Source organism: Pelagerythrobacter marinus (genome assembly GCF_009827515.1).
GTDB classification, from domain to species: Bacteria; Pseudomonadota; Alphaproteobacteria; order Sphingomonadales; family Sphingomonadaceae; genus Pelagerythrobacter; species Pelagerythrobacter marinus.
Window position 1 is genome coordinate 464,636 of record NZ_WTYO01000002.1, and the last position, 22,025, is coordinate 486,660.

The 22,025-nt window shown below is 68.1% G+C and carries 22 protein-coding genes and 2 tRNA genes; 7 read left to right on the forward strand and 17 right to left on the reverse strand.

What is annotated here, in order from left to right:
- Positions 1 to 36: 36 nt before the first annotated feature.
- The 9 genes from GRI72_RS06075 to aspS all read right to left on the reverse strand — a co-directional run bounded on the left by GRI72_RS06075 (position 37) and on the right by aspS (position 7,713).
- A tRNA-Met gene (locus GRI72_RS06075) sits at positions 37 to 113 on the reverse strand.
- An 89-nt stretch (positions 114 to 202) separates the two neighbouring features.
- Positions 203 to 721, reverse strand: a complete 519-nt coding sequence (locus tag GRI72_RS06080) for a 2'-5' RNA ligase family protein (RefSeq protein ID WP_160733033.1) — start codon at positions 719 to 721, stop codon at positions 203 to 205.
- Positions 718 to 1,689 (reverse strand): endolytic transglycosylase MltG, encoded by a 972-nt coding sequence (gene mltG, locus GRI72_RS06085; RefSeq protein ID WP_160733034.1) that lies wholly within the window; start codon positions 1,687 to 1,689, stop codon positions 718 to 720. The genes GRI72_RS06080 and mltG overlap by 4 nt, the downstream gene beginning before the upstream one ends.
- A 1-nt stretch (position 1,690) precedes the next feature.
- Positions 1,691 to 2,950 (reverse strand): beta-ketoacyl-ACP synthase II, encoded by a 1,260-nt coding sequence (fabF, locus tag GRI72_RS06090; RefSeq protein WP_160733237.1) that lies wholly within the window; start codon positions 2,948 to 2,950, stop codon positions 1,691 to 1,693.
- 171 nt (positions 2,951 to 3,121) lie between these two features.
- Positions 3,122 to 3,358 carry an acyl carrier protein gene (locus GRI72_RS06095; protein ID WP_047805955.1) on the reverse strand — a complete coding sequence of 79 codons (237 nt, stop codon included), beginning with the start codon at positions 3,356 to 3,358 and terminating at the stop codon, positions 3,122 to 3,124.
- Positions 3,359 to 3,471: 113 nt separating this feature from the next.
- Positions 3,472 to 3,960 (reverse strand): outer membrane lipoprotein YfiB, encoded by a 489-nt coding sequence (gene yfiB / locus GRI72_RS06100; RefSeq protein ID WP_337191144.1) that lies wholly within the window; start codon positions 3,958 to 3,960, stop codon positions 3,472 to 3,474.
- Between the two features lie 10 nt (positions 3,961 to 3,970).
- Positions 3,971 to 5,209 (reverse strand): diguanylate cyclase DgcN/YfiN, encoded by a 1,239-nt coding sequence (gene dgcN / locus GRI72_RS06105; protein ID WP_160733036.1) that lies wholly within the window; start codon positions 5,207 to 5,209, stop codon positions 3,971 to 3,973.
- Complete coding sequence (gene yfiR / locus GRI72_RS06110) at positions 5,206 to 5,766, reverse strand: regulatory sequestration protein YfiR (RefSeq protein WP_160733037.1); 561 nt, start codon at positions 5,764 to 5,766, stop codon at positions 5,206 to 5,208. The genes dgcN and yfiR overlap by 4 nt, the downstream gene beginning before the upstream one ends.
- Positions 5,767 to 5,892: 126 nt before the next feature.
- Complete coding sequence (aspS, locus tag GRI72_RS06115) at positions 5,893 to 7,713, reverse strand: aspartate--tRNA ligase (RefSeq protein WP_160733038.1); 1,821 nt, start codon at positions 7,711 to 7,713, stop codon at positions 5,893 to 5,895.
- A 158-nt stretch (positions 7,714 to 7,871) separates the two neighbouring features.
- Here aspS and rnd point away from each other — a divergent pair, with 158 nt between their 5' ends.
- From rnd to GRI72_RS06130, 3 genes are all read left to right on the forward strand, one after another.
- Complete coding sequence (rnd, locus tag GRI72_RS06120) at positions 7,872 to 9,074, forward strand: ribonuclease D (protein ID WP_160733039.1); 1,203 nt, start codon at positions 7,872 to 7,874, stop codon at positions 9,072 to 9,074.
- A complete protein-coding gene (locus GRI72_RS06125) occupies positions 9,071 to 9,967 on the forward strand; it encodes a hydrogen peroxide-inducible genes activator (protein WP_160733040.1) in 897 nt (298 codons plus the stop codon). The genes rnd and GRI72_RS06125 overlap by 4 nt, the downstream gene beginning before the upstream one ends.
- A gap of 107 nt (positions 9,968 to 10,074) precedes the next feature.
- A complete protein-coding gene (locus GRI72_RS06130) occupies positions 10,075 to 11,058 on the forward strand; it encodes a division plane positioning ATPase MipZ (RefSeq protein WP_337191145.1) in 984 nt (327 codons plus the stop codon).
- Here GRI72_RS06130 and pgsA read toward each other — a convergent pair.
- Positions 11,042 to 11,635: a CDP-diacylglycerol--glycerol-3-phosphate 3-phosphatidyltransferase gene (gene pgsA, locus GRI72_RS06135; protein ID WP_160733041.1), complete on the reverse strand. Its 594-nt coding sequence runs from the start codon at positions 11,633 to 11,635 to the stop codon at positions 11,042 to 11,044. The genes GRI72_RS06130 and pgsA overlap by 17 nt on opposite strands.
- 115 nt (positions 11,636 to 11,750) lie before the next feature.
- On the opposite strand from pgsA, the gene GRI72_RS06140 reads away from it, so the two are divergent.
- Positions 11,751 to 13,187: an MFS transporter gene (locus tag GRI72_RS06140; RefSeq protein ID WP_160733042.1), complete on the forward strand. Its 1,437-nt coding sequence runs from the start codon at positions 11,751 to 11,753 to the stop codon at positions 13,185 to 13,187.
- A gap of 9 nt (positions 13,188 to 13,196) precedes the next feature.
- On the opposite strand, the gene GRI72_RS06145 is transcribed toward GRI72_RS06140, so the two are convergent.
- The 6 genes from GRI72_RS06145 to thyA all read right to left on the reverse strand — a co-directional run bounded on the left by GRI72_RS06145 (position 13,197) and on the right by thyA (position 18,649).
- Complete coding sequence (locus GRI72_RS06145; protein WP_160733043.1) at positions 13,197 to 13,391, reverse strand: hypothetical protein; 195 nt, start codon at positions 13,389 to 13,391, stop codon at positions 13,197 to 13,199.
- Between the two features lie 188 nt (positions 13,392 to 13,579).
- A complete protein-coding gene (locus GRI72_RS06150; protein WP_160733044.1) occupies positions 13,580 to 13,762 on the reverse strand; it encodes a CsbD family protein in 183 nt (60 codons plus the stop codon).
- 116 nt (positions 13,763 to 13,878) lie between these two features.
- Positions 13,879 to 15,228: a dihydrolipoamide acetyltransferase family protein gene (locus GRI72_RS06155; protein ID WP_160733045.1), complete on the reverse strand. Its 1,350-nt coding sequence runs from the start codon at positions 15,226 to 15,228 to the stop codon at positions 13,879 to 13,881.
- 4 nt (positions 15,229 to 15,232) lie between these two features.
- Positions 15,233 to 16,291, reverse strand: a complete 1,059-nt coding sequence (locus GRI72_RS06160) for an alpha-ketoacid dehydrogenase subunit beta (protein ID WP_160733046.1) — start codon at positions 16,289 to 16,291, stop codon at positions 15,233 to 15,235.
- A complete protein-coding gene (locus GRI72_RS06165; protein WP_160733047.1) occupies positions 16,288 to 17,589 on the reverse strand; it encodes a 3-methyl-2-oxobutanoate dehydrogenase (2-methylpropanoyl-transferring) subunit alpha in 1,302 nt (433 codons plus the stop codon). Before GRI72_RS06165 ends, GRI72_RS06160 begins: the two co-directional genes overlap by 4 nt.
- Before the next feature lie 103 nt (positions 17,590 to 17,692).
- Entirely contained in the window at positions 17,693 to 18,649 is a 957-nt protein-coding gene (gene thyA, locus GRI72_RS06170) for a thymidylate synthase (RefSeq protein ID WP_160733048.1), read from the reverse strand.
- A gap of 109 nt (positions 18,650 to 18,758) precedes the next feature.
- On the opposite strand from thyA, the gene GRI72_RS06175 reads away from it, so the two are divergent.
- Positions 18,759 to 18,835, forward strand: a tRNA-Pro gene (locus tag GRI72_RS06175).
- Positions 18,836 to 18,924: 89 nt separating this feature from the next.
- A complete protein-coding gene (locus tag GRI72_RS06180; RefSeq protein WP_160733049.1) occupies positions 18,925 to 19,386 on the forward strand; it encodes a low molecular weight protein-tyrosine-phosphatase in 462 nt (153 codons plus the stop codon).
- On the opposite strand, the gene recG is transcribed toward GRI72_RS06180, so the two are convergent.
- A complete protein-coding gene (gene recG, locus GRI72_RS06185) occupies positions 19,383 to 21,443 on the reverse strand; it encodes an ATP-dependent DNA helicase RecG (RefSeq protein WP_160733050.1) in 2,061 nt (686 codons plus the stop codon). The genes GRI72_RS06180 and recG overlap by 4 nt on opposite strands.
- Positions 21,444 to 21,578: 135 nt before the next feature.
- Here recG and GRI72_RS06190 point away from each other — a divergent pair, with 135 nt between their 5' ends.
- Positions 21,579 to 21,875 carry an FAD assembly factor SdhE gene (locus GRI72_RS06190; RefSeq protein ID WP_160733051.1) on the forward strand — a complete coding sequence of 99 codons (297 nt, stop codon included), beginning with the start codon at positions 21,579 to 21,581 and terminating at the stop codon, positions 21,873 to 21,875.
- Positions 21,876 to 22,025: the final 150 nt, after the last annotated feature.

Here is a 22,025-nt window from a genome sequence, read left to right on the forward strand (position 1 = left end):
CGGCAGGGCCAGAAACCGATCACGATTCGACGAGAATGGTAGCGGAGGAGGGACTCGAACCCCCGACACGCGGATTATGATTCCGCTGCTCTAACCACCTGAGCTACTCCGCCCCATCGGGCTTGCCGGCCGCGGAGCGAGCTCGGCGTGGCCCCGCCGCAGCGGGGACAGGCGGCGCATTTAGGGCCGGGGCCGCGCCGGGTCAACCTCGCTTTTTGCCGCGGAACGCCCACCGTTGCACCGGGGCCCAGGGGCCGCCTTCGTAACGGTGGAGCACGAGGCCGGCGAAGCGAAAATCGCGCGGCACGACCTCGGCCGCGAGGCGCGCCTGGAGCTCGCGCGCCTCGCGGGCCGGGACCTTGTTCTGCACGGTAACGTGGAGGCGCGGCACCTGCTGGTCCTGCATGCTCAGCAAGCCGTGGAACTGGTCGGCCAGGTCGTCGCGCAGATCGAGCATCTCCGGGCTGGCTATGCCAAGGGCGGTTCCCCTGCCCAGCGGCATGACGCCTTCGAGACGCGCCGCGACCGGCGATGTCTGTCCCGCGGCGGCTGCCAGGCGGCTGCGGATCTCCGGTTCGGTGCCCGGCGGCAACGCGTGGAACAGGGTCACATGCGCTTCGAGGAAATTGCGCTCGGGCGGAAAATGCATGGTCCGCAGGCGTGTCGCCCAGCGGTGGAGATCGGCCGGCAGCTCGGCCGTGACGATCAGCGCGCCGCTCACATCTCTCCGCGCTCGCGGCGCAGTTCGAACCACTTGTCGACCGCGTCCTGGTGCGCGGCATAGTCGGCGTTGAACACGTGCCCACCGGTGCCGTCGGCAACCATGTAGAGCGCGTCGGTTTCGGCCGGGTCGAGCACGGCGGCAATGCTTTCGCGGCCTGGGTTGGTGATCGGCCCCTTGGGCAGCCCGGCCATCGAATAGGTATTGTAATCGTTGACCGCGGCGATCTCCGACTGGCGAATGCGGCGCCCCAGCGGCTTGCCCCGGGTGATCGGATAGATGATCGTCGGGTCCGCCTGGAGATACATCCCCTGTTTCAGCCGGTTCGAATAGAGACCGGCGACCATTCGCCTTTCGCTGGGCAGCGCGGTTTCCTTCTCGACGATCGAGGCGAGGACGACCGCTTCCTCCACGCTGTCGACCGCGATGTCGGCCGCGCGTCTCGGCCATGCCTCGGCCAGGTAACTGCGCATGGCGGCCTGCATCCGCGCGAGCACGGCGGTGCGCGCCTCCCCCCGCTCGAAGTCGTAAGTGTCGGGCAGGACCGAACCTTCCTCCGGCACCGGGATCTCCCCGGTCAGGAGAGGCTCCGCCATCAGCTTCGCGTGCACCAGGACCGACGGCGTGCCTTCGGGGATCGTGATGAAGCGCCGGATCACGTCGCCGTGCTGGAACGTCTCGAGAATGCCGCCCAGGCCGATTCCGGCCGGCAGCATGAACTCCCCGGCCTGGATCGGGTCCGACCCGCCGATCAGCTTGGCCCGCAGCAGGAAACCGTCGGCCGAAGAGATCAGCCCTTCGTCTTCCAGCTTGTGCGCGACCGCCGTCAGCGTCGAGCCCGAAGGCACGATGAAGGCCGTGTCCCGCTGCACCTCGGCCGAACCGAACGCGAAGCGGGCGCCGACAACCACCGCCAGCAGCGCAAGGGCGCCGAGCACCCCGATCGCCAGCCAGCCCTTGCGGCGCATGTCAGTCGACCTTCTTCATCACCAGGCTGGCATTGGTGCCGCCGAAGCCGAAGCTGTTGTTGAGCACGGCCCCGACCTCGCGCTTGCGCGCCGTGTGCGGCACGAGGTCCACGCCCTCGGTCCCCTCGTCCGGGTTGTCGAGGTTGAGCGTGGGCGGAACGATCTGGTCGCGAATGGCCAGGATGCAGAAAATGCTCTCCACCGCGCCTGCACCGCCCAGGAGGTGACCGATGGCCGACTTGGTGCTCGACATCGATGCCCCGCCGAGATCTTCGCCGAGGACGCGCTTGACCGCGCCGAGTTCGATCGTGTCGGCCATCGTCGAGGTACCGTGCGCGTTGACGTAATCGATGTCCGCCGGCTGCAGCCCGGCCTTGTCGATCGCCATGCGCATGGCCAGCTCCGCGCCCTTGCCTTCGGGGTGCGGAGCGGTGACGTGATAGGCATCGCCCGAGAGGCCGTAGCCGACCACCTCGGCGTAGATCTTCGCCCCGCGCGCCTTTGCGTGCTCGTATTCCTCGAGCACGACGACGCCCGCGCCCTCGCCCATGACGAAGCCGTCACGGTCGCGGTCGTAGGGGCGGCTCGCCGCCTCGGGCCGGTCGTTCATGCTCATGTTCAGTGCGCGCGCCTGGGCGAAGCCGGCCACGCCGAGCGGGTTGATCGTCGATTCCGCGCCGCCCGCCAGCATGACGTCGGCATCGCCATCGCGGATCATCCGCGCGGCATCGCCGATCGAGTGGGCACCGGTCGAACAGGCCGTCACCACCGCGTGGTTGGGGCCCATCAGGCCGTACTTGATCGACACCTGCCCGCTGATCAGGTTGATCAGCCGGCCGTGCACGAAGTGCGGCGAGACCCGGCCCGGCCCGCGTTCGCTGAGGACGATGGATTCGCTCTCGATCCCCGGCAGGCCGCCGATCCCCGAACCGATCGAGACGCCGGTGCGCTGCTTCAGCGCCTCGTCCATCTCGTCCAGCCCGGCATCTTCGAGGGCCTGGCCCGCGGCGTCGATGCCATAGACGATGAAGGGATCGACCTGGCGCTGGATCTTGTGATCGACGCGCTTGTCGGGGTCGAAGCCCCACTCGTGATCCCTGGACTTCACCTCGCACGCGATCGTGCACTTCTGGTTGCTGGCATCGAAGCGGGTGATCGTGCCCGCCCCGCTTTTCCCCGCGATCAGGTTGGTCCAGGTCGTCTCGACATCACCGCCCAGCGGGGTGACGAGACCCAGTCCGGTTACGACCACACGGCGCATCTGCATCTCCGAATATTCGAGTGTTCCCGCCAGATAGAGCAACAGGCCCAACCCGCCGGGGCTGAGCCTGCTCGTTCCCGCCTGTCGCGGGAAACCGATTCTCTCCGCCGCCACCTTCCGGCCGGCGATGCCGCCCGGGGAAAGGCCGGCGAAAGCGAACCTCCCGCCGGCTTAGCCTTTGTGTTCTTCGATGTACTTCGTCGCGTCGCCGACGGTGGTGATCTTCTCGGCCGCGTCGTCCGGGATTTCCACGCCGAACTCTTCTTCGAAAGCCATCACCAGCTCGACGATGTCGAGGCTGTCTGCGCCCAGGTCGTCGATGAAGCTTGCATCCTGCGTGACCTTGTCGGCCTCGACGCCCAGGTGCTCGACAACGATCTTCTGCACGCGGTCGGCGGTATCGCTCATGTTATGCCCTCTTGGATTGGGGGTTAGGAATTGGCTTTCGCCCTAATGAACGCCGGACCCGCTGGCAAGTGCCTGACATGCAAACACATGGCCGGGGCCGGGTTTGCGCTGTTCTACAACGGAATCGCCGCCGCGGGTGTCACGATGATGACAACGCGCCGGTTCTGGCTGCGGCCTTCCTCGGTATCGTTGCTCTCGATCGGATCGCTCTCGCCCAGGCCCAGGACCTGCATGGCCCCCGCGTCCATCCCGCCCGCGGCCAGCGCGCGCATGACGGTTTCGGCGCGGTCCTGCGACAGGGCCCGGTTATAGGCCTCCTCGCCCACGGAATCGGTGTGCCCTTCGATCCGCGCGCCCAGGATGCCGACGCCCGACAGGGCGGCCGCCATCTCTCCCAGCGCGACCCGCCGCTCGGGCACGAGATCCGAGCTGTCGAATTCGAACAGCAGCCGGTCCGGCAGGCCCAGCAGGTACCGGTCGCCTTCGCGGGTAAAGCCGGCCCGCTCCAGCGCCGCGACCTGGCTGGCGGTGTAGGGATCGGCCGGCACCGTCTGGCAGGCCGCCAGCAGCGCCAGGGCGGCCGCCACGAACAGCGCGCGCACGCCGCCGATGTCAGTTCGATTCGGCCAGGGCCTTGTGGGCATTTCGCTTCTCCCGATACATGCGCTGGTCCGCCAGGCGCAGGAGCTCGCGCCAGCCGTCCCCGTCGCGCGGATAGATCGCGCAGCCGACGCTGATGCTCAGCTGCCGTTCGCGGCGCAGCGCGAGGGTGAAAGGCTCGGCCATCCTCGCCCGGATCGCCTCGCAGACGCGCTCCACCTCTTCCTCCTCGCCGGTCTCGTGCAGGACCACGGCGAATTCGTCCCCGCCGAACCGGTAGACATGGCCCCGCTCGCCCACTGCGTTCTGCAGCCGGTCGGCGATAGCGCACAGCACCATGTCGCCGACGTCGTGGCCGTACGTGTCGTTGATGTCCTTGAACTCGTCGCAGTCGAGATAGAGAACCGCGAAAGACATGCCTTCCTCGCGCGCGCGGCGGATCACCTGCTCGCTCTCGCGCTCGAACCGGCGGCGTCCGGCAAGGCCCGTCAGCGCGTCGTGCTCGGCCCGGCGCGCCAGCTCGACGTTTTCAGACAGCAGCGCCTGGTGCCAGCTTTGCAGTTCCGCCAGCAAGGCATTGAAATCGCGCGCAAGACGGTCGATCTCGGCAATCCCCGAAACGCTGACGCGGCGCCCGAAGCTGCGGTCCGCCCGCACGGCATGGGCGATCTCGCCGACGTGTTCGAGCGGGGCGACGACCGCTTCTTCCAGCCGGCGGGCCAGGACGCGCGTGGCGATGATGGTCAGCCCCAGGCAGCACAGCCCGATGATGAAGCCCGTCGTGGCATAGCCGAGCGTGTCGGCCAGGCTGCCGCGGACGATCACCGCGCCAATCTCGCGCCCGTCGCTGGCCACCGGCACGACTTCCGCCCGGCCGCGAAGCACCTGGCCCAGGGCCCGCTCGAACGATCCGGCGAGACCGTCGTGCTCGTGCTCCCACGAAGCGAGCACGTCCCCCGCCTCGTCGATCACGGCGATCTGGCCGGCGGTACCGGCATTGCCGATCGTCTCGATCGTTTCCTGCACCGCCTCGCGGTCGCCGAACAGCACCGCCGGCTCGACCGCGTAGCTGACGGTGCGCGCGGTCAGCGCGGCGTTGGCGGTCGAATGGCTCCGGATCAAAACGACCCCGCTGATCGTCAGCGTCACGGCGGCGAGAATCACCGCCAGGATGACCAGCCGGAAATGCCCGCGCGCCAGGAGCTCGCGCAGCGGCAGGCCGTCGAGGCGCCTGGTTTCGCGCGCGCTCACCATCCCCCTCCCCGCGCCATGCCCATGCGCAGGACCCGCGGATCGATCCGCACCTGCGAGCGGGAAACGGCGTCGATATTGAGACGGAACGACAGCGAATCCGCCTCGAACAGCAGGCAGATCATTGCCCGGCTGCGGCAGGCGGGATCGTTCTCGGCCACCGTCAGCGTCGGCTTGTCGCGGAAGGCGGTCGTGATCGAACGTTGCTGCCCGATGGACATGCGCCCGATATAGACGATCTCGCACTGCGTTCCGATGACGGCCTGCGCGGTGACGACGGTCGTGGCGATCCCGGCCTCGCCGGCGAAGGGCGGGCGATCCAGCGCCTCGGCATGATCCGTCGGCTCGACCAGGCACAGGCGCAGCGGGTCGTGCGGCTCGGGCCAGTGGGTGTAACTGGCCAGGAGCGTCAGCATGCGCCCCACCGGCCGGGCATAAGGGTCCGCCTCGTTCGCGAGGGGCAGCCCGATCCGCACCAGCGGGGCGGCCTGGGCGGCTGGCGCGGCGAAGGTCGTCGCCAGCGCGGCCGCCAGCAGGGCGAACGCGGCCGCCAGCACGCGCCGCCCGCGCGCGCCGCCGCACGCAGATCGCGCGCGGGCGAATGCCCCGAACCGTGTCACGCCCCCCACGCCGGCCAGCTAGCGGCGGCTAAGGGGCGGAAAGCTGCGCGGCGGGCGCACGGGTCAGGAATCCCCGGCCCGGTCCACCCGCGTCGCCTCCGCCCCTTCGGGCTTCGGCGCATCGACCGTGCGGATATGGACATCGCGCAGCTGGCGCGGGCTGACGAGGCTCGGCGCGCCCATCATCAGGTCCTGCGCCCGCTGGTTGAGCGGGAAGGCGATCACCTCGCGAATATTCGGCTCGTCCGCCAGCAGCATCACGATCCGGTCGATCCCGGGGGCGGAGCCACCGTGCGGCGGCGCGCCGAGCTTGAACGCCTCGATCATGCCCGAGAAATTCTCGTCGACATCGGCCTGGCTGTAACCCGCGATCTCGAAGGCCTTGTACATGATGTCCGGCCTGTGGTTCCGGATCGCTCCCGAGGACAGCTCGTAGCCGTTGCAGACGATGTCGTACTGCCACGCCTTGATCTCGAGCGGGTCCTGGTTCTCCAGCGCCTCCATTTCGCCCTGCGGCATCGAGAAGGGATTGTGGCTGAAGTCGATCTTCTTCAGTTCCTCGTCGTATTCGAACATCGGGAAATCGACGATCCAGCAGAACTTGAAGCAGCCTTCCTCGATCAGCCCCAGCTCCTCGGCCACGCGGGTGCGCGCAGCACCGGCGAGCTTGGCTGCGTCCTTCTCCTTGCCCGCGGCGAAGAACAGGCCGTCGTTCTCGCCCAGGCCCAGCTCGGCATAGAGCTTTTCCATGCCCTCGGTGCCGTGGTTCTTGGCGATCGGGCCGCCGAACTCGCCGCCCTTGCGGGTGACGTAGCCGAGACCGGCAAAGCCCTCGCGCCGCGCCCAGTCGTTCATCTCGTCGAAGAACTTGCGGCTCTTCTCATGCGTGTTCGGCGCGGGGACGACGCGCACCCGGCCGCCGGAGCCGACGATCTTCTCGAACAGGCCGAAACCCGAAGTCTCGAAGTGGCCGGTGACGTCCGAGATGATCAGCGGGTTGCGCAGGTCGGGCTTGTCGGTGCCGTATTTCAGCATCGCCTCGGCGTAGGGAATGCGCGGGAACTCGCCCGCGGGCGTCACGCTCTTGCCGTTCGCGAATTCCTCGAACACGCCGGCCAGGACCGGCTCGATCGCCTGGAACACGTCTTCCTGCGTGACGAAGCTCATTTCGAAGTCGAGCTGGTAGAATTCGGGGCTGCGATCGGCGCGCAGGTCCTCGTCGCGGAAGCAGGGCGCGATCTGGAAATAGCGGTCGAAGCCGGCGACCATCAGCAGCTGCTTGAACATCTGCGGCGCCTGCGGAAGCGCGTAGAAACGGCCCGGATGCAGCCGGCTCGGCACGAGGTAGTCGCGCGCACCCTCGGGGCTGGAAGCGCCCAGGATCGGGGTCTGGAACTCGGTGAAGCCCTGTGCCGTCATGCGCCGCCGGATCGAGGTGATCACCTGGCTGCGCAGCATGATGTTGCGGTGCATCGTCTCGCGCCGCAAGTCGACGAAACGGTACTTGAGGCGGATCTCCTCGGGATAGTCCTGCTCGCCCGCCACCGGCAGCGGCAGTTCCTCGGCCCGGCTCTGGACGGTGACGCCCCGCGCGAACACCTCGATCTCCCCGGTCGGCAGGTTCGGGTTGGCCGTGCCTTCGGCGCGCGCCTTGACCGTGCCGTCGATGGTGACGACCGACTCCAGCTTCAGCCCTTCCAGTACCGGCAGCGCCTCGCTGTCCTCGTCGGCGACGATCTGCGTCATGCCGTAGTGATCGCGCAGGTCGACGAACAGCACGCCCCCGTGATCGCGCTTGCGATGGATCCAGCCCGACAGGCGAACCGTCTCGCCGACGTTCGCACCGGTCAGCTGTGCGCAGTTGTGGGTTCGATAGGCGTGCATCTAAATTCTTTCCATTTGCGGGGCTATGGCGCTAAGGGCGCGCCACCGAACGGCGCGCACGCGCATTGTCGCGCGCGCTAACAGGGCAAGCACGGGCCTTTGTCAAGGCGCGGCGCCGGCCCGAGAGGCGGTACTCCGCCCGACAACAGAAAAGACCTATGAAGATACACGACCTTATCACCACCACCGACGAACTCGCCGATCTGTGCGAACGCCTGGCACAGTCCGATTTCGTTTCGGTCGATACCGAATTCATGCGCGAGAACACCTACTGGCCGGAACTGTGCCTGGTGCAGATCGCCAACGAGAAGGAAGCCGCGGCGATCGACCCGCTGGCAGACGGCATCGACCTGTCCCCCCTGCTCGACCTGATGTGCGACAACGAGGACGTACTGAAGGTCTTCCACGCCGGCGGACAGGACGTGGAGATCATCTACAACCTCACCGGCAAGACGCCGCACCCGATCTTCGACACGCAGATCGCGATGATGGCGATCAGCCAGTCGGAACAGATCGGCTATGCCAACCTGGTCGAAAGCTGGCTGGGAATCACGGTCGACAAGGGTGCGCGCTTCACCGACTGGAGCCGCCGTCCGCTGACCGCGCGGCAGATCGAATACGCGATCGGCGACGTCACGCACCTGTCGAAGATCTTTCCCAAGATCCTGCGCAAACTGATCAAGACCGGCCGGGGCGAATGGCTCGACGCCGAGATGGAGAAGCTGGCCGACCCGGCGAACTATCGCAACGACGCGGGCGACGCCTGGCGGCGGATCCGACAGGCCGGGCGCAATCCCGCGGTCCTGGGCCGGCTGAAGGCTCTGGCCGCCTGGCGCGAGGGCGAAGCGCAGCACAAGAACATCCCGCGCGGGCGGATCATGCGCGACGAGACGCTGGCCGACATCGCCAGCCACCCGCCCAAGAAGCAGGGCGATCTCATCAAGGTGCGCGGCCTGTCGAATGCCTGGAAAGACAACGACATCGGCAAGCGACTTATGAAAGTGCTCGAAAAGGCGGAACCGCTTCCGGCCGACGAGATGCCGGACAAGCCGAAGCGCGGCGCGCCGCTGGGCAAGGAAGGTGCGCTGGTGGCGGACCTGCTCAAGCTCCTGCTCAAGATCCGCACGCGCGAGATCGACGTGGCCGCCCGCCTCCTGACCCGGTCGGACGAAATGGAGGCGCTGGCCGCCGGCGTGCGCAACCTGCCGGTGCTGGAAGGCTGGCGCTACGACGTCTTCGGGCGCGATGCGCTGGAACTGGTCGAAGGCAAGCTGGCCTTCGCGGTCAAGCGCGGGAAACTGCACATGACCCATATCGACGACATGGCCGGGGAACTGGCGGAGACGCAGGCGGCAGAGTGAGCACCTACCTCCCCACGATCAAGCAGCTCCAGTACCTCGTCGCCTTGCACGAGCATGGCCACTTCGGCCGCGCGGCGGAGGCGAGCTTCGTTTCGCAGTCCACCCTCTCTGCCGGGATCCGCGAGCTCGAATCGCTGCTCGGCGTCACGCTGGTGGAGCGCAGCCGGCGCGTGGTGCGTTTCACGACGCTGGGCGAGCAGGTGGTGGAAAAGGCGCATCGCCTGCTGCGCGAGGCGGAGGAACTGTCCGATCTCGTCCGCGCGAGCGGCAAGCCGCTTTCGGGCACGCTGCGGATGAGCGTGATCCCCACGATCGCCCCGTTCATGCTGCCCCGCATCCTGCCGCGACTGAAGAAGGAACGCCCCGACCTCAAGCTGTTCCTGCGCGAGGAAACCAGCCACGACGCGGTCGAGAGCCTGCACCACGGGCGGGTGGACTGCGTGCTCCTCGCCCTCCCCTTCGCGACCGGGGAAGTGGACAAGGCCCATATCGCCGACGATCGCCTTCACGTCGCCTTTCCCAAGGACGACCCGCGCGATCCCCCCGAAGTCGTCCACCCCTCGATGATCGACGAGGGACGGCTGCTCCTGCTGGAGGACGGCCATTGCCTGAAGGAACACGCGCTGGCCGCCTGCAACCGGCCCGAACTGCGCGCCTCGGCGACGATGATCGGCACGTCGCTGCACACGCTGGTGCAGATGGTGGACAACGACCTGGGCCTGACGATGCTGCCCGAAATGGCGATCGATGCGGGTATATTGCACGATACCCAGGTCGTCGCCCGGCCGCTGAAGTCGCAGGCGGCAAGCCGCGAGATCGCCTTGATCTGGCGCAAGAATTCCCCCCGGAAGGCCGATTTCGAACTGCTCGCGCAGGAACTGCGGGCCGGTTGAATCCTCCCTCCCCGGGCGATCGGCGCCGGGCAGGCAGGGTATTGCTAACGAAATGTGGTAAAAGCTGTGGATAACTGATTCGCGAAGCGCCGGACGGGGACTGCGCCGTGTGGAAAGAACTCGGACCTGACGGATGCAACGACGGCGCGGCACCGCGCTGGACGGATGGCGAACATCCGCAGGTCGTGATGGCCGACGCGCTGGCCCACCCGCTCCCCGGCCACGTGATCGCCTTTGCCAACGAGAAAGGCGGAGTCGGGAAATCGACCCTGGCGTTCCACACCGCCGTTGCCCTGGCCCGCGCGGGCCACCGGGTGGTCGCGATCGATCTCGACCGCCGGCAATCGACGCTGGAAAGCAGCTTCGCCGCGCGCGAGGGAACGGCGCGGGTCGTGGGCGTGGACCTGCCGATGCCGATGCACGCGGTGCTGAACCGCCACTGCGCGGCCCAGCTGCAGCAGGAAGTCGCCCGGCTCGACGCGCGGGCCGACTACGTCGTGCTCGACGCGCCGGGTGCCGATTGCCCGATCTTCCGCCGCGCGGTGGCGCTGGCGCATACGCTCGTCACCCCGATCAACCCCTCGTTCGTCGATCTCCAGGTGATCGGCCGGATCGATCCCGTCTCCGGCCGCCCAGGCCCCGCCAGCGCGTTCGGCCGCACGGTCGCCGCCCTGCGGGAGGAACGGCGCGGGCGCGAGCTTGCCCCGCTGGACTGGATCGTCGCGAAGAACCGCGTCCGCAGCTGCGAACGGCGGCAGATCGACCGGATCGACAGCGCGCTTTCCGCGCTTGCCGGCCACCACGAGTTTCGCGTGGCGTGCGGATTGTCGGAACGGGTCGCCTTCCGCGAGCTGTTCCAGTTCGGCCTGACGCACCTCGACCTGCCGCAGCTGCCCGACATGGCACGCGCCAGCCGGACGACGACGGCGGAGATCGAGGAGCTGATCGACGACCTGCTGGGGGCCGATCGCCGTGGTCCCGGCCGCTCCCGGCGCGCTGCCGCGACGCCGGTGCGCACTTCGGGCCGGGCCCGTGCCGCCTATCGCGAGGCACTGGCCGCCGCGACGGGCGCCGTCAGTCCATGTGCCTGAGGCCGACGCGCAGGTAGTCCCACCCGGTTATCAGCGTCAGCACCGCCGCCGTCCACAAGGTCGCGATCCCGACCAGGTGCGGCACGTTGAACACCGCCCCGCCCAGCCCCATCGTCCAACCCGGCAGCGCCCCGGCCAGGATCAGCGCGCCGAGCGAGATCATCTGCGCGGCCGTTTTCCACTTGGCGAGCTTGCTGACCGGGACCGAGACCTGGAGCGGCCCGAGAAACTCGCGCAGGCCCGAAACGGCAATTTCACGCATCAGGATCACGAGGCCCGCGATAACGTGGAAATCGCCCGCCACCGGCCCGCGCAGCCAGCCCTGGGCGGTCAGCACCAGGATGACCGCGGCGACCATGATCTTGTCGGCGATCGGATCGAGGAAGACGCCCAGCTTCGAGACCGTCCCGCTCGCCCGGGCGAGGTAGCCGTCGAAATAGTCGGTGATCCCCATCAGGCAGTAGAGCGCGAAGGCGAGCGAATAGCCGAACGCCCAGCCCGGCCACCACAGCAGGAAGACCAGCAGGGGGATCGTGACGATCCGCGACAGCGTGAGGATATTGGGCAGGTTCAGCACGGCCCTTCTCTCCTAGCGCGTGTGCCGTTCGGGCAAAAGCCGCGGATTTGCCCTTGTCCGCATTCTCGCGTGCGTTACACGGTCCGTGGACTGGGTAAGGGCGCACGGAACCTGCATGACAACCTCGACGCACATCCTGCGCCGCCGCCGGTTCCTGCCGCTGTTCGTGACGCAGCTGTTCAACGCCTTCAACGACAACCTCTACAAGACCGCGATGGTGCTGTTCGTGGTCTACAGCATCTACAATTCGGAGGCGGAGGAGGCGATGTTCAGCGCCGTCGCCTCGGGCGTTTTCATCGTGCCCTTCTTCGTCCTTTCCGCGCTCGCGGGGCAACTCGCCGACATGCGCGACAAGGCACGGATCATCCGGATCGTGAAAGGGTGCGAGATCGGGATCATGCTGGTCGGCGCGGCCGGGCTGCTGATCGCCTGGCAGGACGTCGAATGCGCGACCGGCGCCGGGGCCGCCTGCCTGACGGCCCCGCCCCCGCTACTGGCGCAGAGCGCGATCCCGCTACTGCTTGCCGCGCTGTTCGCAATGGGCGTCCACTCGACATTCCTCGGGCCGATCAAGTACGCGATCCTGCCCCAGCACCTGCATTCCGACGAAGTGCTCGCCGGGACCGGGTTGGTCGAGGCGGGCACCTATCTCGCCATCCTCTTCGGCACGATTCTGGCCGGGTGGATCCCGGTCGAAGTCGCCGCCGCGGTCGTCGTCGGGATCGCCGTGCTCGGCTTCATCACCGCGCAGTTCGTGCCGCCCGCCCCGCCCCAGGGGGACAGCAACGAGCTGGACTTTCCCCTGCTCGGCCCGCTCGGCCGCTCGGGGCACGGCAAGGCGACCAAGGCGGCGGCCTTCCTGCCCACGCTTGTCGCCGACCAGCTCGTGTCGATGTTCAAGCTCGTGCGGTCCACCACCCATGATCGGCGCGTGTTCCTCGCGATCATGGCAATCAGCTTCTTCTGGACGATCGGCGCGGTCCTGTTCATCCAGTTCCCGCCCCTGGCGAAGAACGTGCTGACCGCGAGCAAGGAAGTCGCCAGCCTGTTCCTGGTGATCTTCTCCGTCGGCGTGGCGATCGGGTCGGTTTCGGTCAACGCCCTGCTCAAGGGCACGGTATCGGCGCGTTTCTCGCCCCTGTCGGTGATCGTCATGGCGCTGTTCGTGCTGGCGTTCTACCTCGTCTGCCGCGCCTGGACGCCGGCGCCGGGCGATGCGCTGATGGACGTCGGCCAGTTCATGGGGCAGCCGCTGGCGATCGCCCTTCTGTTCTGCCTGCTGGGTATTGCGGTCGCCGGCGGGATGTTCGTCGTGCCGCTGTACGCCTTCCTCACCACTTTCGTGCCCAAGACGCAGACCGCGCGCACGATCGCGGCCAACAATATCGTGAACTCGGGCGCGATGGTCGCCGGTGCGGTGCTGGCAATGGGGCTCAGCGCGGCGGAGGTCGCGATTGCCGACCAGCTCCTGCTCAGCGCGGCGATGTGCCTCGTATCGAGCTGGCTCGGCAAGAAGCTCTACGACGCGGAAAAAGCGGCCCCGGCGGGCTAGCGCACCACGTCAGGCGATGAACGCGACGATCCCGACCACGCAGGCGACGTAAGCGGAAGCGAACCCGCGCACGTCGGCCAGCGTCACGCGCCAGCCCGATTGCGTGGCCGCCTTGCCATCCTCGACGGCGCAGACATGGGGCGGCAGGCTGGCCCGGAACGGGTGCCGGGCGGCTTCATCGGTAAGGACAAGGCAACGACGCATGATGCATGCGTTAACACTTCGGTAACCATTTTGCTCCTGCCCGGTGCAAACTGTCGCATGGCGAGACAGTTTGCCGGTCCCGCCCCCGGTCGCGGCTTAACGGCCCGCAACGCGAAAAAAGGGGGCTCGCAATGCAAAAGGGCCGCCCTTGCAGGCGGCCCTTTCGTCGTTTCGTGGTCGGTCGAGGATCAGACCTTGTCGCCGGTCGCGCCCTTGACTTCGCCCTTGAGGTTCTGGGCTTCGCCCTTGCGCTCCTGCGCCTTGCCTTCTTCGTCGAGGCGCGGGTTGCCGCTGAATTCGGCGGCCGCCTGCTTGGCGTTGCCCGCGACTTCGTTGCCCATTCCCTTGGCCTTGTCCTTCAGTTCGCCCATTGCGATTCTCCTCGTGTCTGAGCGGCAGGCGGGACGCCTGCCTTTCGCAGATTCAACGAGGATAGCCGCCGCCGGTTCCGCCACCGGCGCGAGCAGATGCCTGATTTTCCGGCGATTCAGTCGGCCAGGATCCGCGCCGGGGCCTCGATCAGCCGCTTCAGCGCCTGGACGAAGCTGGCGGCGTCCCAGCCATCGACCACCCGGTGATCGCAACTGATCGAGATGTTCATCAACTTGCGCTTCTCCAGCCGTTCGCCGCCCAGCCCGTCGGGCACGAACATCGGCCGTTCCACGATCCGGTTGGGCCCGATGATCGCGACCTCGGGCCGGTTGATGACCGGCGTGGTCGCGACCCCGCCCAGCGGCCCGAGCGAAGTGACGGTGAGCGTCGAACCGGAAAGCTCGTCCGACGTGGCCGAGCCGTCGCGCGCGGCATTGGCGAGCCGCAGGATCTCGCGCGCGAGCTGCCACAGGTTGCGCGACTGGGCATCGCGGATGACCGGGACCATCAGGCCCTTGTCGGTCTGCGTGGCCATGCCCAGGTGCACCGAGCCGTGCCGGGTGACGACCCCGGCCGCATCGTCGTAACGCGCGTTGATCATCGGGAAATCGGGCAGGGTCCTGCAGATCGCCGTGATCAGCAGCGGCAGCATCGTCAGCTTCGGCCGGTCGCCCCGCTCCGCGTTGAGGTCGGCGCGCAGCCGCTCGAGATCGGTAACGTCGCATTCCTCGACATAGGAGAAATGCGGAATGTTGCGCTTCGCCTCGGCCATGTTCTGGGCGATGCGCTTGCGCAGCCCGATCACCTTGACCTCTTCGTCGGCCCGCGCGCGCCCGGCCGCGCCGAAACCGCCGGCGCGGTTGTAGGAAAGGAACGCGTCGAGATCGGCGTGGCGCACCCGCCCGTCGGCCGCCGGCTTCACTTCGGCAAGGTCGATCCCCAGGTCCTTCGCCCGCTGGCGGACCGCCGGCGATGCCAGCACTTTCGCCGGCCTCGGCGCCGGCGCATCGCCCGTGTCCCGCCCACTGTCCTGCGCCCCTGCTTCGCCAACCGGTTCGGCCGGCGGCTCGGGGGCGGAAGGCGGCGCGGCGGCCGCGGCGTCTTCGGCGTCGCTGGGATCGGGCGTTTCCACCTCGATCCGCGTTTCCGATTCCCCAGCCTTGGGCGCGGGGGCCGGTTCGGCCCCCCCTTCCGCGTCTTCTTCCGCGTCTTCGGGCACTTCGCCTTCGACTTCGATGACGACGAGCATCGATCCGATAGCAATCGTGTCGCCCACTTCGCCGGCCACCTCGATCACTTTGCCCGCCACCGGGCTTTCCATCTCGACCGTGGCCTTGTCGGTCATCATGTCGGCCAGTCGGTCGTCTTCCTCGACCGTGTCGCCGACCTTGACGTGCCAGTCCACGATCTCGGCTTCGGCAATGCCTTCGCCGATGTCGGGCAGGTTGAAGGTGAATTTCGCCATGGGATTACTCGCTCAAGAGCTTGTCGATCGCTTCGCCGATGCGGATGGGGCCGGGGAAATAGGCCCATTCGAGGCTATGCGGATAAGGGGTGTCGAAACCGGTCACGCGCTCGACCGGGGCTTCGAGGTGATAGAAGCAGCGTTCGGTCACGAGCGCCGAGAGCTCGGCGCCGAAGCCCGACGTGCGGGTCGCCTCGTGGACGATCAGGCACCGGCCCGTTTTCTCGACCGAGCGTTCGATCGCCTCGATGTCCAGCGGCACCAGCGTGCGCAGGTCGAGGATCTCGGCATCGACGCCTTTCTCGCGGCAGACCGATTCGGCGACGTGGACCATCGTGCCGTAAGCGAGCACGGTCAGCGCCTCCCCCTCGGCCACCGTGCGCGCTTCGCCCAGCGGGATCCGGTAGTATCCTTCGGGCACGACGCTCTGCGCGTGGCGTTTCCACGGCTCGGCAGGCTTGTCGTAGTATCCGCTGAAGGGCCCGTTGTAGATCCGCTTCGGTTCGAAGAAGATCACCGGGTCGTTATCCTCGATCGACGCGATCAGCAGGCCCTTCGCGTCGTAGGGCGTGGACGGGATCACCGTCTTCAGCCCCGAGACGTGGGTGAACAGCGCCTCCGGGCTCTGGCTGTGTGTCTGCCCGCCGAAGATCCCGCCGCCGAAGGGCGAGCGCACCGTCATCGGCGCGATATATTCGGTCGCGGAGCGATAGCGCAGGCGGGCCGCTTCCGACACGAGCTGGTCGAGCCCGGGGTAGATATAGTCCGCGAACTGGATTTCCGGCACCGGGCGCAGGCCATAGGCGCCCATGCCCACGGCCACGCCGATGATCCCGCATTCGGAGATCGGGGTGTCGAATACCCGCGTCTTGCCATGCTTCTTCTGCAGGCCGGCGGTGCAGCGGAACACGCCGCCGAAATAGCCGACGTCCTCGCCCATGACGATGACGTCGGGATCCTTCTCCAGCATGATGTCGAGCGCGTCGTTGATCGCCTCGATCATGTTGAGACGCCGTTCGCCGCCGTTCTCGGACGCGGCCTGCGCCTTCGTCTCGGTGCTCATTGCGGGCGCCCCCCGTTGAACTTGATCAACCGCTCGCGCGTCGCCTGTTCGGCCTGTTCCTTCAGGTGCCAGGGCAGCTCCTCGAACACGTCTTCGAACATCGTGCGGAAGGGCTGGTGCATCCCGTGGCCCAGGATGCCGTTCTTCTCGGCCTCCTTGGTCGCGGCCTTGACCCGTTCGGCCGCCTTGCGGTCCATCTCCGCCTGGCGATCCTCGTCCCATTCGCCCAGCGCGATCAGGTGGTCCTTCAGCCGGGTGACCGGATCGCCGAGCGGCCATTCGTCGCGTTCCTGCGCGCTGCGATAGCCGGCGGGATCGTCGGAGGTGGAATGGCCTTCGGCGCGATAGGTGAAATACTCGATCAGGGTCGGCCCGGCATTGGCCCGCGCGCGATTGGCGGCCCAGCGCTGCGCGGCATAGACCGCCAGCGCGTCGTTCCCGTCCACCCTGAGGCCCGCGAGGCCATAGCCCAGCGCGCGGGCGGCAAAGGTCGTCCGCTCGGCCCCGGCAAATCCGGAGAAGCTGGAGATCGCCCACTGGTTGTTGATAACGTTGAGGATAACCGGGGCATTATAGACGGTGGCGAACGTACAGGCGCTGTGGAAATCGCCTTCGGCCGTGCTGCCTTCGCCCACCCAGGTCGCCGCGATCCGGGTGTCGCCCTTGATCGCGCTGGCCATGGCCCAGCCCACCGCCTGCGGGGTCTGCGTGGCAAGGTTGCCGCTGATCGAGAAGAAGCTGTGCTCCCGGCTCGAATACATGATCGGGAGCTGCCGGCCCTTCAGCTTGTCGCCCTTGTTCGAATAGATCTGGTTGATCATCTCGACCAGGTCGTAACCGCGCGCGATCAGCACGCCCTGCTGGCGATAGCTGGGGAAGACCATGTCGTCGCTCGCCAGCGCCATCGCCGCCGCGACCGAGGTTGCCTCTTCCCCCGTGCACTTCATGTAGAAGCTGGTCTTGCCCTGGCGCTGGCCGCGGAACATGCGCTCGTCGAATGCCCGCACGAGCGCGAAATGGCCCAGCATCGCGCGCAGCGTTTCGGGATCGAGCTTCGGATCCCAGGGGCCATGGGCCTTGTCGTCGTCACCCAGGACCCGGATCAGGTCGTAACAGAGCCCCTCGGTCTCGCGGGCGTCGCAGGCCTCGTCCGGCCGCGGCTGCTTGCCGGCCTCGCTGATCGGGACGTGGCTGAAATCGACGGTGTCGCCGGGGCGGAACTTCGGTTCGGGAACGTGGAGGCGCAGCGCGGGCTTGTTCGCACCTGCTTCGCTGTCCGCGTCGGGCCTGTCGGCCATAGGGTTTTCTCCCAGAGCGTGAGATGCATTCCAGCGTGAGACGCATTCTTTTACGTGTGCGTTATTTTATTTCACGCCGCGGGAGGGGTCAAGCTTTCCCGTCTCAGACCGCCACCGGCGCCCTGATCGGCGCGAGCGGCGCGTAGTCGCGCACCTCGAAATCCTCGATCCGGTAACCGAAAACACTCTCCGGCCGCCGCATTATCTCAAGCCGCGGGCGGCCCTGCGGTTCCCTTGCCAGCTGTTCCTCGATCAGGTGGCTGTGGTTCAGGTAGAGGTGCACGTCGCCCCCCATCCACACGAATTCACCCGGCTCCAGGTCCACCTGCTGCGCGAGCATGCGCTGCAAGAGCGCGCCCGACCACAAGTTGAACGGCAGGCCCAGCGCGACGTCGCAGCTGCGCTGGTACAGCGCGCAGTTGAGCCGCCCGTCGGCGACGTGGAACTGGTAGGTCTTGTGACACGGCGGCAGGGCCATGCGATCCAGCTCGGCGACGTTCCAGCCCTCGATGATATGGCGCCGGCTGCCCGGATCGTGGCGCAGCGATTCGACCACTTGCGCGACCTGGTTGATGCCGGGCCCGGGTTCGTAGAGCCCGTCCTTGCGATAGCGCCAGGTCGGCCAGTCCACCCATTGCTTGCCATAGACCGGGCCGAGATCGCCCCACCGCTCTGCAAAGGCCTCGTCCTCGGCGATGCGGGTGACGAAATCGTCGAGCGCGATCTGCTCGCCCGTCTCGCGCACGTAGCGCGCGTGCGGCCACTCGTTCCAGATCTTCACGCCCTGCAGCACCAGCGGGCGGATATTGGTCTCGCCGGTCAGGAACCACAGCATCTCGCGCGTGGCGGTCTTCCAGTACACGCGCTTGGTCGTCAGCAGCGGCATGGCCCCGCCGGCGAGATCGAATCGCAGCGTGGCGCCGAAGATCGACCGGGTGCCGATCCCGGTACGGTCGACCCGTTCGCTGCCCTCGGACCAGATGCGCCGCATCAGGTCGAGATATTGCCACTCCGGGTGATCGCGGGCGGAAGAATCGGCGGGAATCGCGGCACTGGCCATGACTTTTCCCTAGACCTGCAAATGCCCGCTTGCCACCCCGCGTCACGCTCCCTATAGGGCGCGCCTTGCCTCGACCCGCACGGGCTTGCCCGGGCGGGACCGACACGGTCGGGGAGTAGCTCAGCCTGGTAGAGCACTGTCTTCGGGAGGCAGGGGCCGGAGGTTCGAATCCTCTCTCCCCGACCAGTTTTCCGCGCTACGCGAGTGTTTCGGGCGAATGTCCTGGGCATTCGCGGCCGGATCGCTCCAGGCTCCATGGGCGGGAGGAGATCGCGATGACCACCCCCGCCATCCTGTTCGTCTGCCTCGGCAATATCTGCCGCTCTCCGCTTGCGGAGGCGGCGTTTCGCGAGGCCGCGGCCCGCGCGGGCCTCGCTGTCGCGGCCGACAGCGCCGGGACCGCCGACTACCACGTCGGCGAGCCGCCCGACCCGCGCAGCATCGCCACGGCAAAACGGCACGGGATCGACATCGCGCACTATCGCGGGCGCCAGCTGGCGGTGGAGGATTTCGACCGGTTCGACTGGATCGTCGGCATGGACCGCTCGAACATGCGCGATATCGAACGCCTGCGGCCGCCGGACAGCAGGGCGAAAGTCGCGATGTTCATGGACCTGGTGCCCGGACGCGAAGGCGCCGAAGTCGCCGACCCCTGGCACGGCGGCGAGGACAACTTCGTCCGCACCTGGGAAGACGTGAGCCGCGGGGCCGAAGCGCTGGTGGCGCTGCTGCGCTAGCCTCCGCGCAGGAGCTGGACGCCCCAGTCGCGCTCGAACAGATAGAGCAGGACGCGCGCAGCGGAGCCGCGTTCACCCTCCAGACCGCCGTCGCGTTCCATCAGGAGCCGCGCGTCGTCGTGCGCGAGCGGCAGGAGGCGCTGGATCTGGTCGAGCGTGGCGACGCGGAACGGCGTATCGCCCGACTGGCGCGTTCCCAGCAGTTCGCCGCCGCCGCGCAGCCGCAGGTCTTCCTCCGCCAGGCGGAAACCGTCCTGCGTCTCGCGCATCAGGGCCAGGCGTTCGCGCCCCGTTTCCGACAGGGCATCGCCGCGCAGCAGGAGGCAGGTCGATTTCTCGCTCCCCCGCCCCACGCGCCCGCGCAGCTGGTGCAACTGGGCCAGCCCGAAACGCTCCGCCTGCTCGATCACCATCAGCGTGGCCGCGGGCACGTCCACCCCGACCTCGATCACGGTCGTCGCGACCAGCAGTTTCGCCTCGCCTGCGGCGAAGCGCGCCATGGCCGCGTCCTTGCGTTCGGGCGCGAGCTGGCCGTGGACGAGCACGACCCCGTCGCCGAACCGTTCCTGCAAGGCCGCGTGGCGCGCCTCGGCCGCGGCAATGTCCTCGCTCTCGTGCTCGCGCACCATCGGGCAGACCCAGTAGGCCTGCTGCCCGCCCGCGACGTGGCGGCCGACGGCCTCGACCACGTCGGCCAGCCGTTCCTGCGCGACGACGCGGGTGTCGATCGGCTGGCGCCCGGCCGGCATCTCGTCGAGGCGGCTGACGTCCATCTCGCCGTACTGGGCCAGGGTCAGCGTGCGGGGGATCGGGGTTGCCGTCATCGCCAGCGTGTGCGGCGTCCGCCGGCCCTTGGCCGCCAGTTGCAGGCGCTGGGCCACGCCGAAGCGATGCTGCTCGTCGATCACCACCAGCGCAAGATCGCGATAGGCGACGCTGTCCTGGAAGATCGCGTGCGTCCCCACGACGACGTTGATCGTGCCGTCCATCAGCCCCATCAGGATCGATTCGCGCGCGCGCCCCTTGTCGCGCCCGGTCAGCAGCGCGATCTCGGCCCCGGTGGGGCGCAGCATGGCGCGCAGGGTCTCGAAATGCTGGCGCGCGAGGATCTCGGTCGGGGCCAGCAGGGCCGCCTGCCTGCCCGCCTCGACCGCGATCAGCATGGCGTGGAGCGCGACCACCGTCTTGCCCGCGCCGACATCGCCCTGCAGCAGCCGCAGCATCGGCGCCTCCTGCCCCAGGTCGCCCTCGATCTCCGCGATCGAGCGGGTCTGGGCGCCGGTCAGCGGGAACGGCAGTTCCAGCCGCTCGCGAAGCCTGCCGTCGCCCGTCAGCGGCTGTCCCCGGCGGCGGCGGTTGTCCGCGCGCACGAGCATGAGGGCGAGGCTGTTGGCCAGCAGTTCGTCGTAGGCCAGCCGATCGCGCGCCGCGGAATCTTCCCCGCGATGCGCCTGGGCCAGCGCCCGGCGCCAATCCGGCCAGTCGCGCGCCGCGCGCTGCCCCGGCTCGATCCATTCCGGCAGGTCCGGCAGACGCTCCAGCGCCTGGCCGACCAGCCCGGCCAGGCGCGGCTGGGTCAGCCCTTCGGACAGCGCATAGACTGGCTCGCACAAGTGGCCGAGCGTGGCATCGCCGGCCTCGCTGACATGGTCGGGATGGACGATCTGCAACATGTCGCCGTAACGGTCGAGCCGCCCGGCGACCCAGCGCTTCTCCCCCACCGGCAGCTGTTTCTTCGCGGTGTAGGAGGCGCGGCCGAAATAAGTCAGCGCGCAGACGTTGCCCGCGCTGTCGTGGGCCAGCACGCGATAGGGCCCACGCCCCGAGCGCGCGGCGCGGTGTTCGCTGGGCGTCAGCGCGACGACGATCTGCTCGCCCTCCCCCGCCTGGTCGAGATCGTCCACCGGGCGGCGCGTCACGAAGCGTTCGGGCAAGTGATAGGCGAGATCGCGCACCCGGGTCAGCCCGAGCTTGCCGAGCGGCCGGGCCAGCTTCGGGCCGACCCCGTCGAGCGTGCCGGTCTCGGCGAACAGCGGGTTGAGGATGTCCGGGCGCATGGGCTGCCACTACCCCAGCCGCGACCGCGGCGAAAGCCGCCGGCAACCGGCCCCGGCGAATGGCCCCTGAAAAGCCGGGTCCGGGCACGATTCTCGGGGATGACGGCCGGGGACAAACCCGGTAGGGCGCGCGCGATGATCGACCCCGCCCGCCTTTCCAAAGCCCGCTTTCGCGCCTGGCACCGCGGCACGCGCGAGGCCGATTTCATGATCGGCGGCTTCTTCGATCGCTATCACGCGCAGTGGGACGAGGAAGGCCTTGCCTGGTTCGAGGCGCTTCTCGAGCAGGACGACGTCGACGTCATGGCCTGGGCGCTCGGCACGCAGCCCGTTCCCCAACGCTTCGCGGGCAGCCAGATGGCCGCCATGCAGAAGCTCGACTACGTCGATATCGAGGGCAAGATCGCGGGTACTGGCGCGGCGCAGCGCTAGACCGCGCCGGCAACCGCTTTCCGGCGCCCGCCGCCCGCCGCCCGCGGGGTGGTGCCCGGCGCACGCCCGCGCTATCGGGCGGCGAACTCCGCCCCGGCCCACACGACCCCGGGGTGAAGACCCGTGCCCGGAACCCGTCCGCCGACTGGA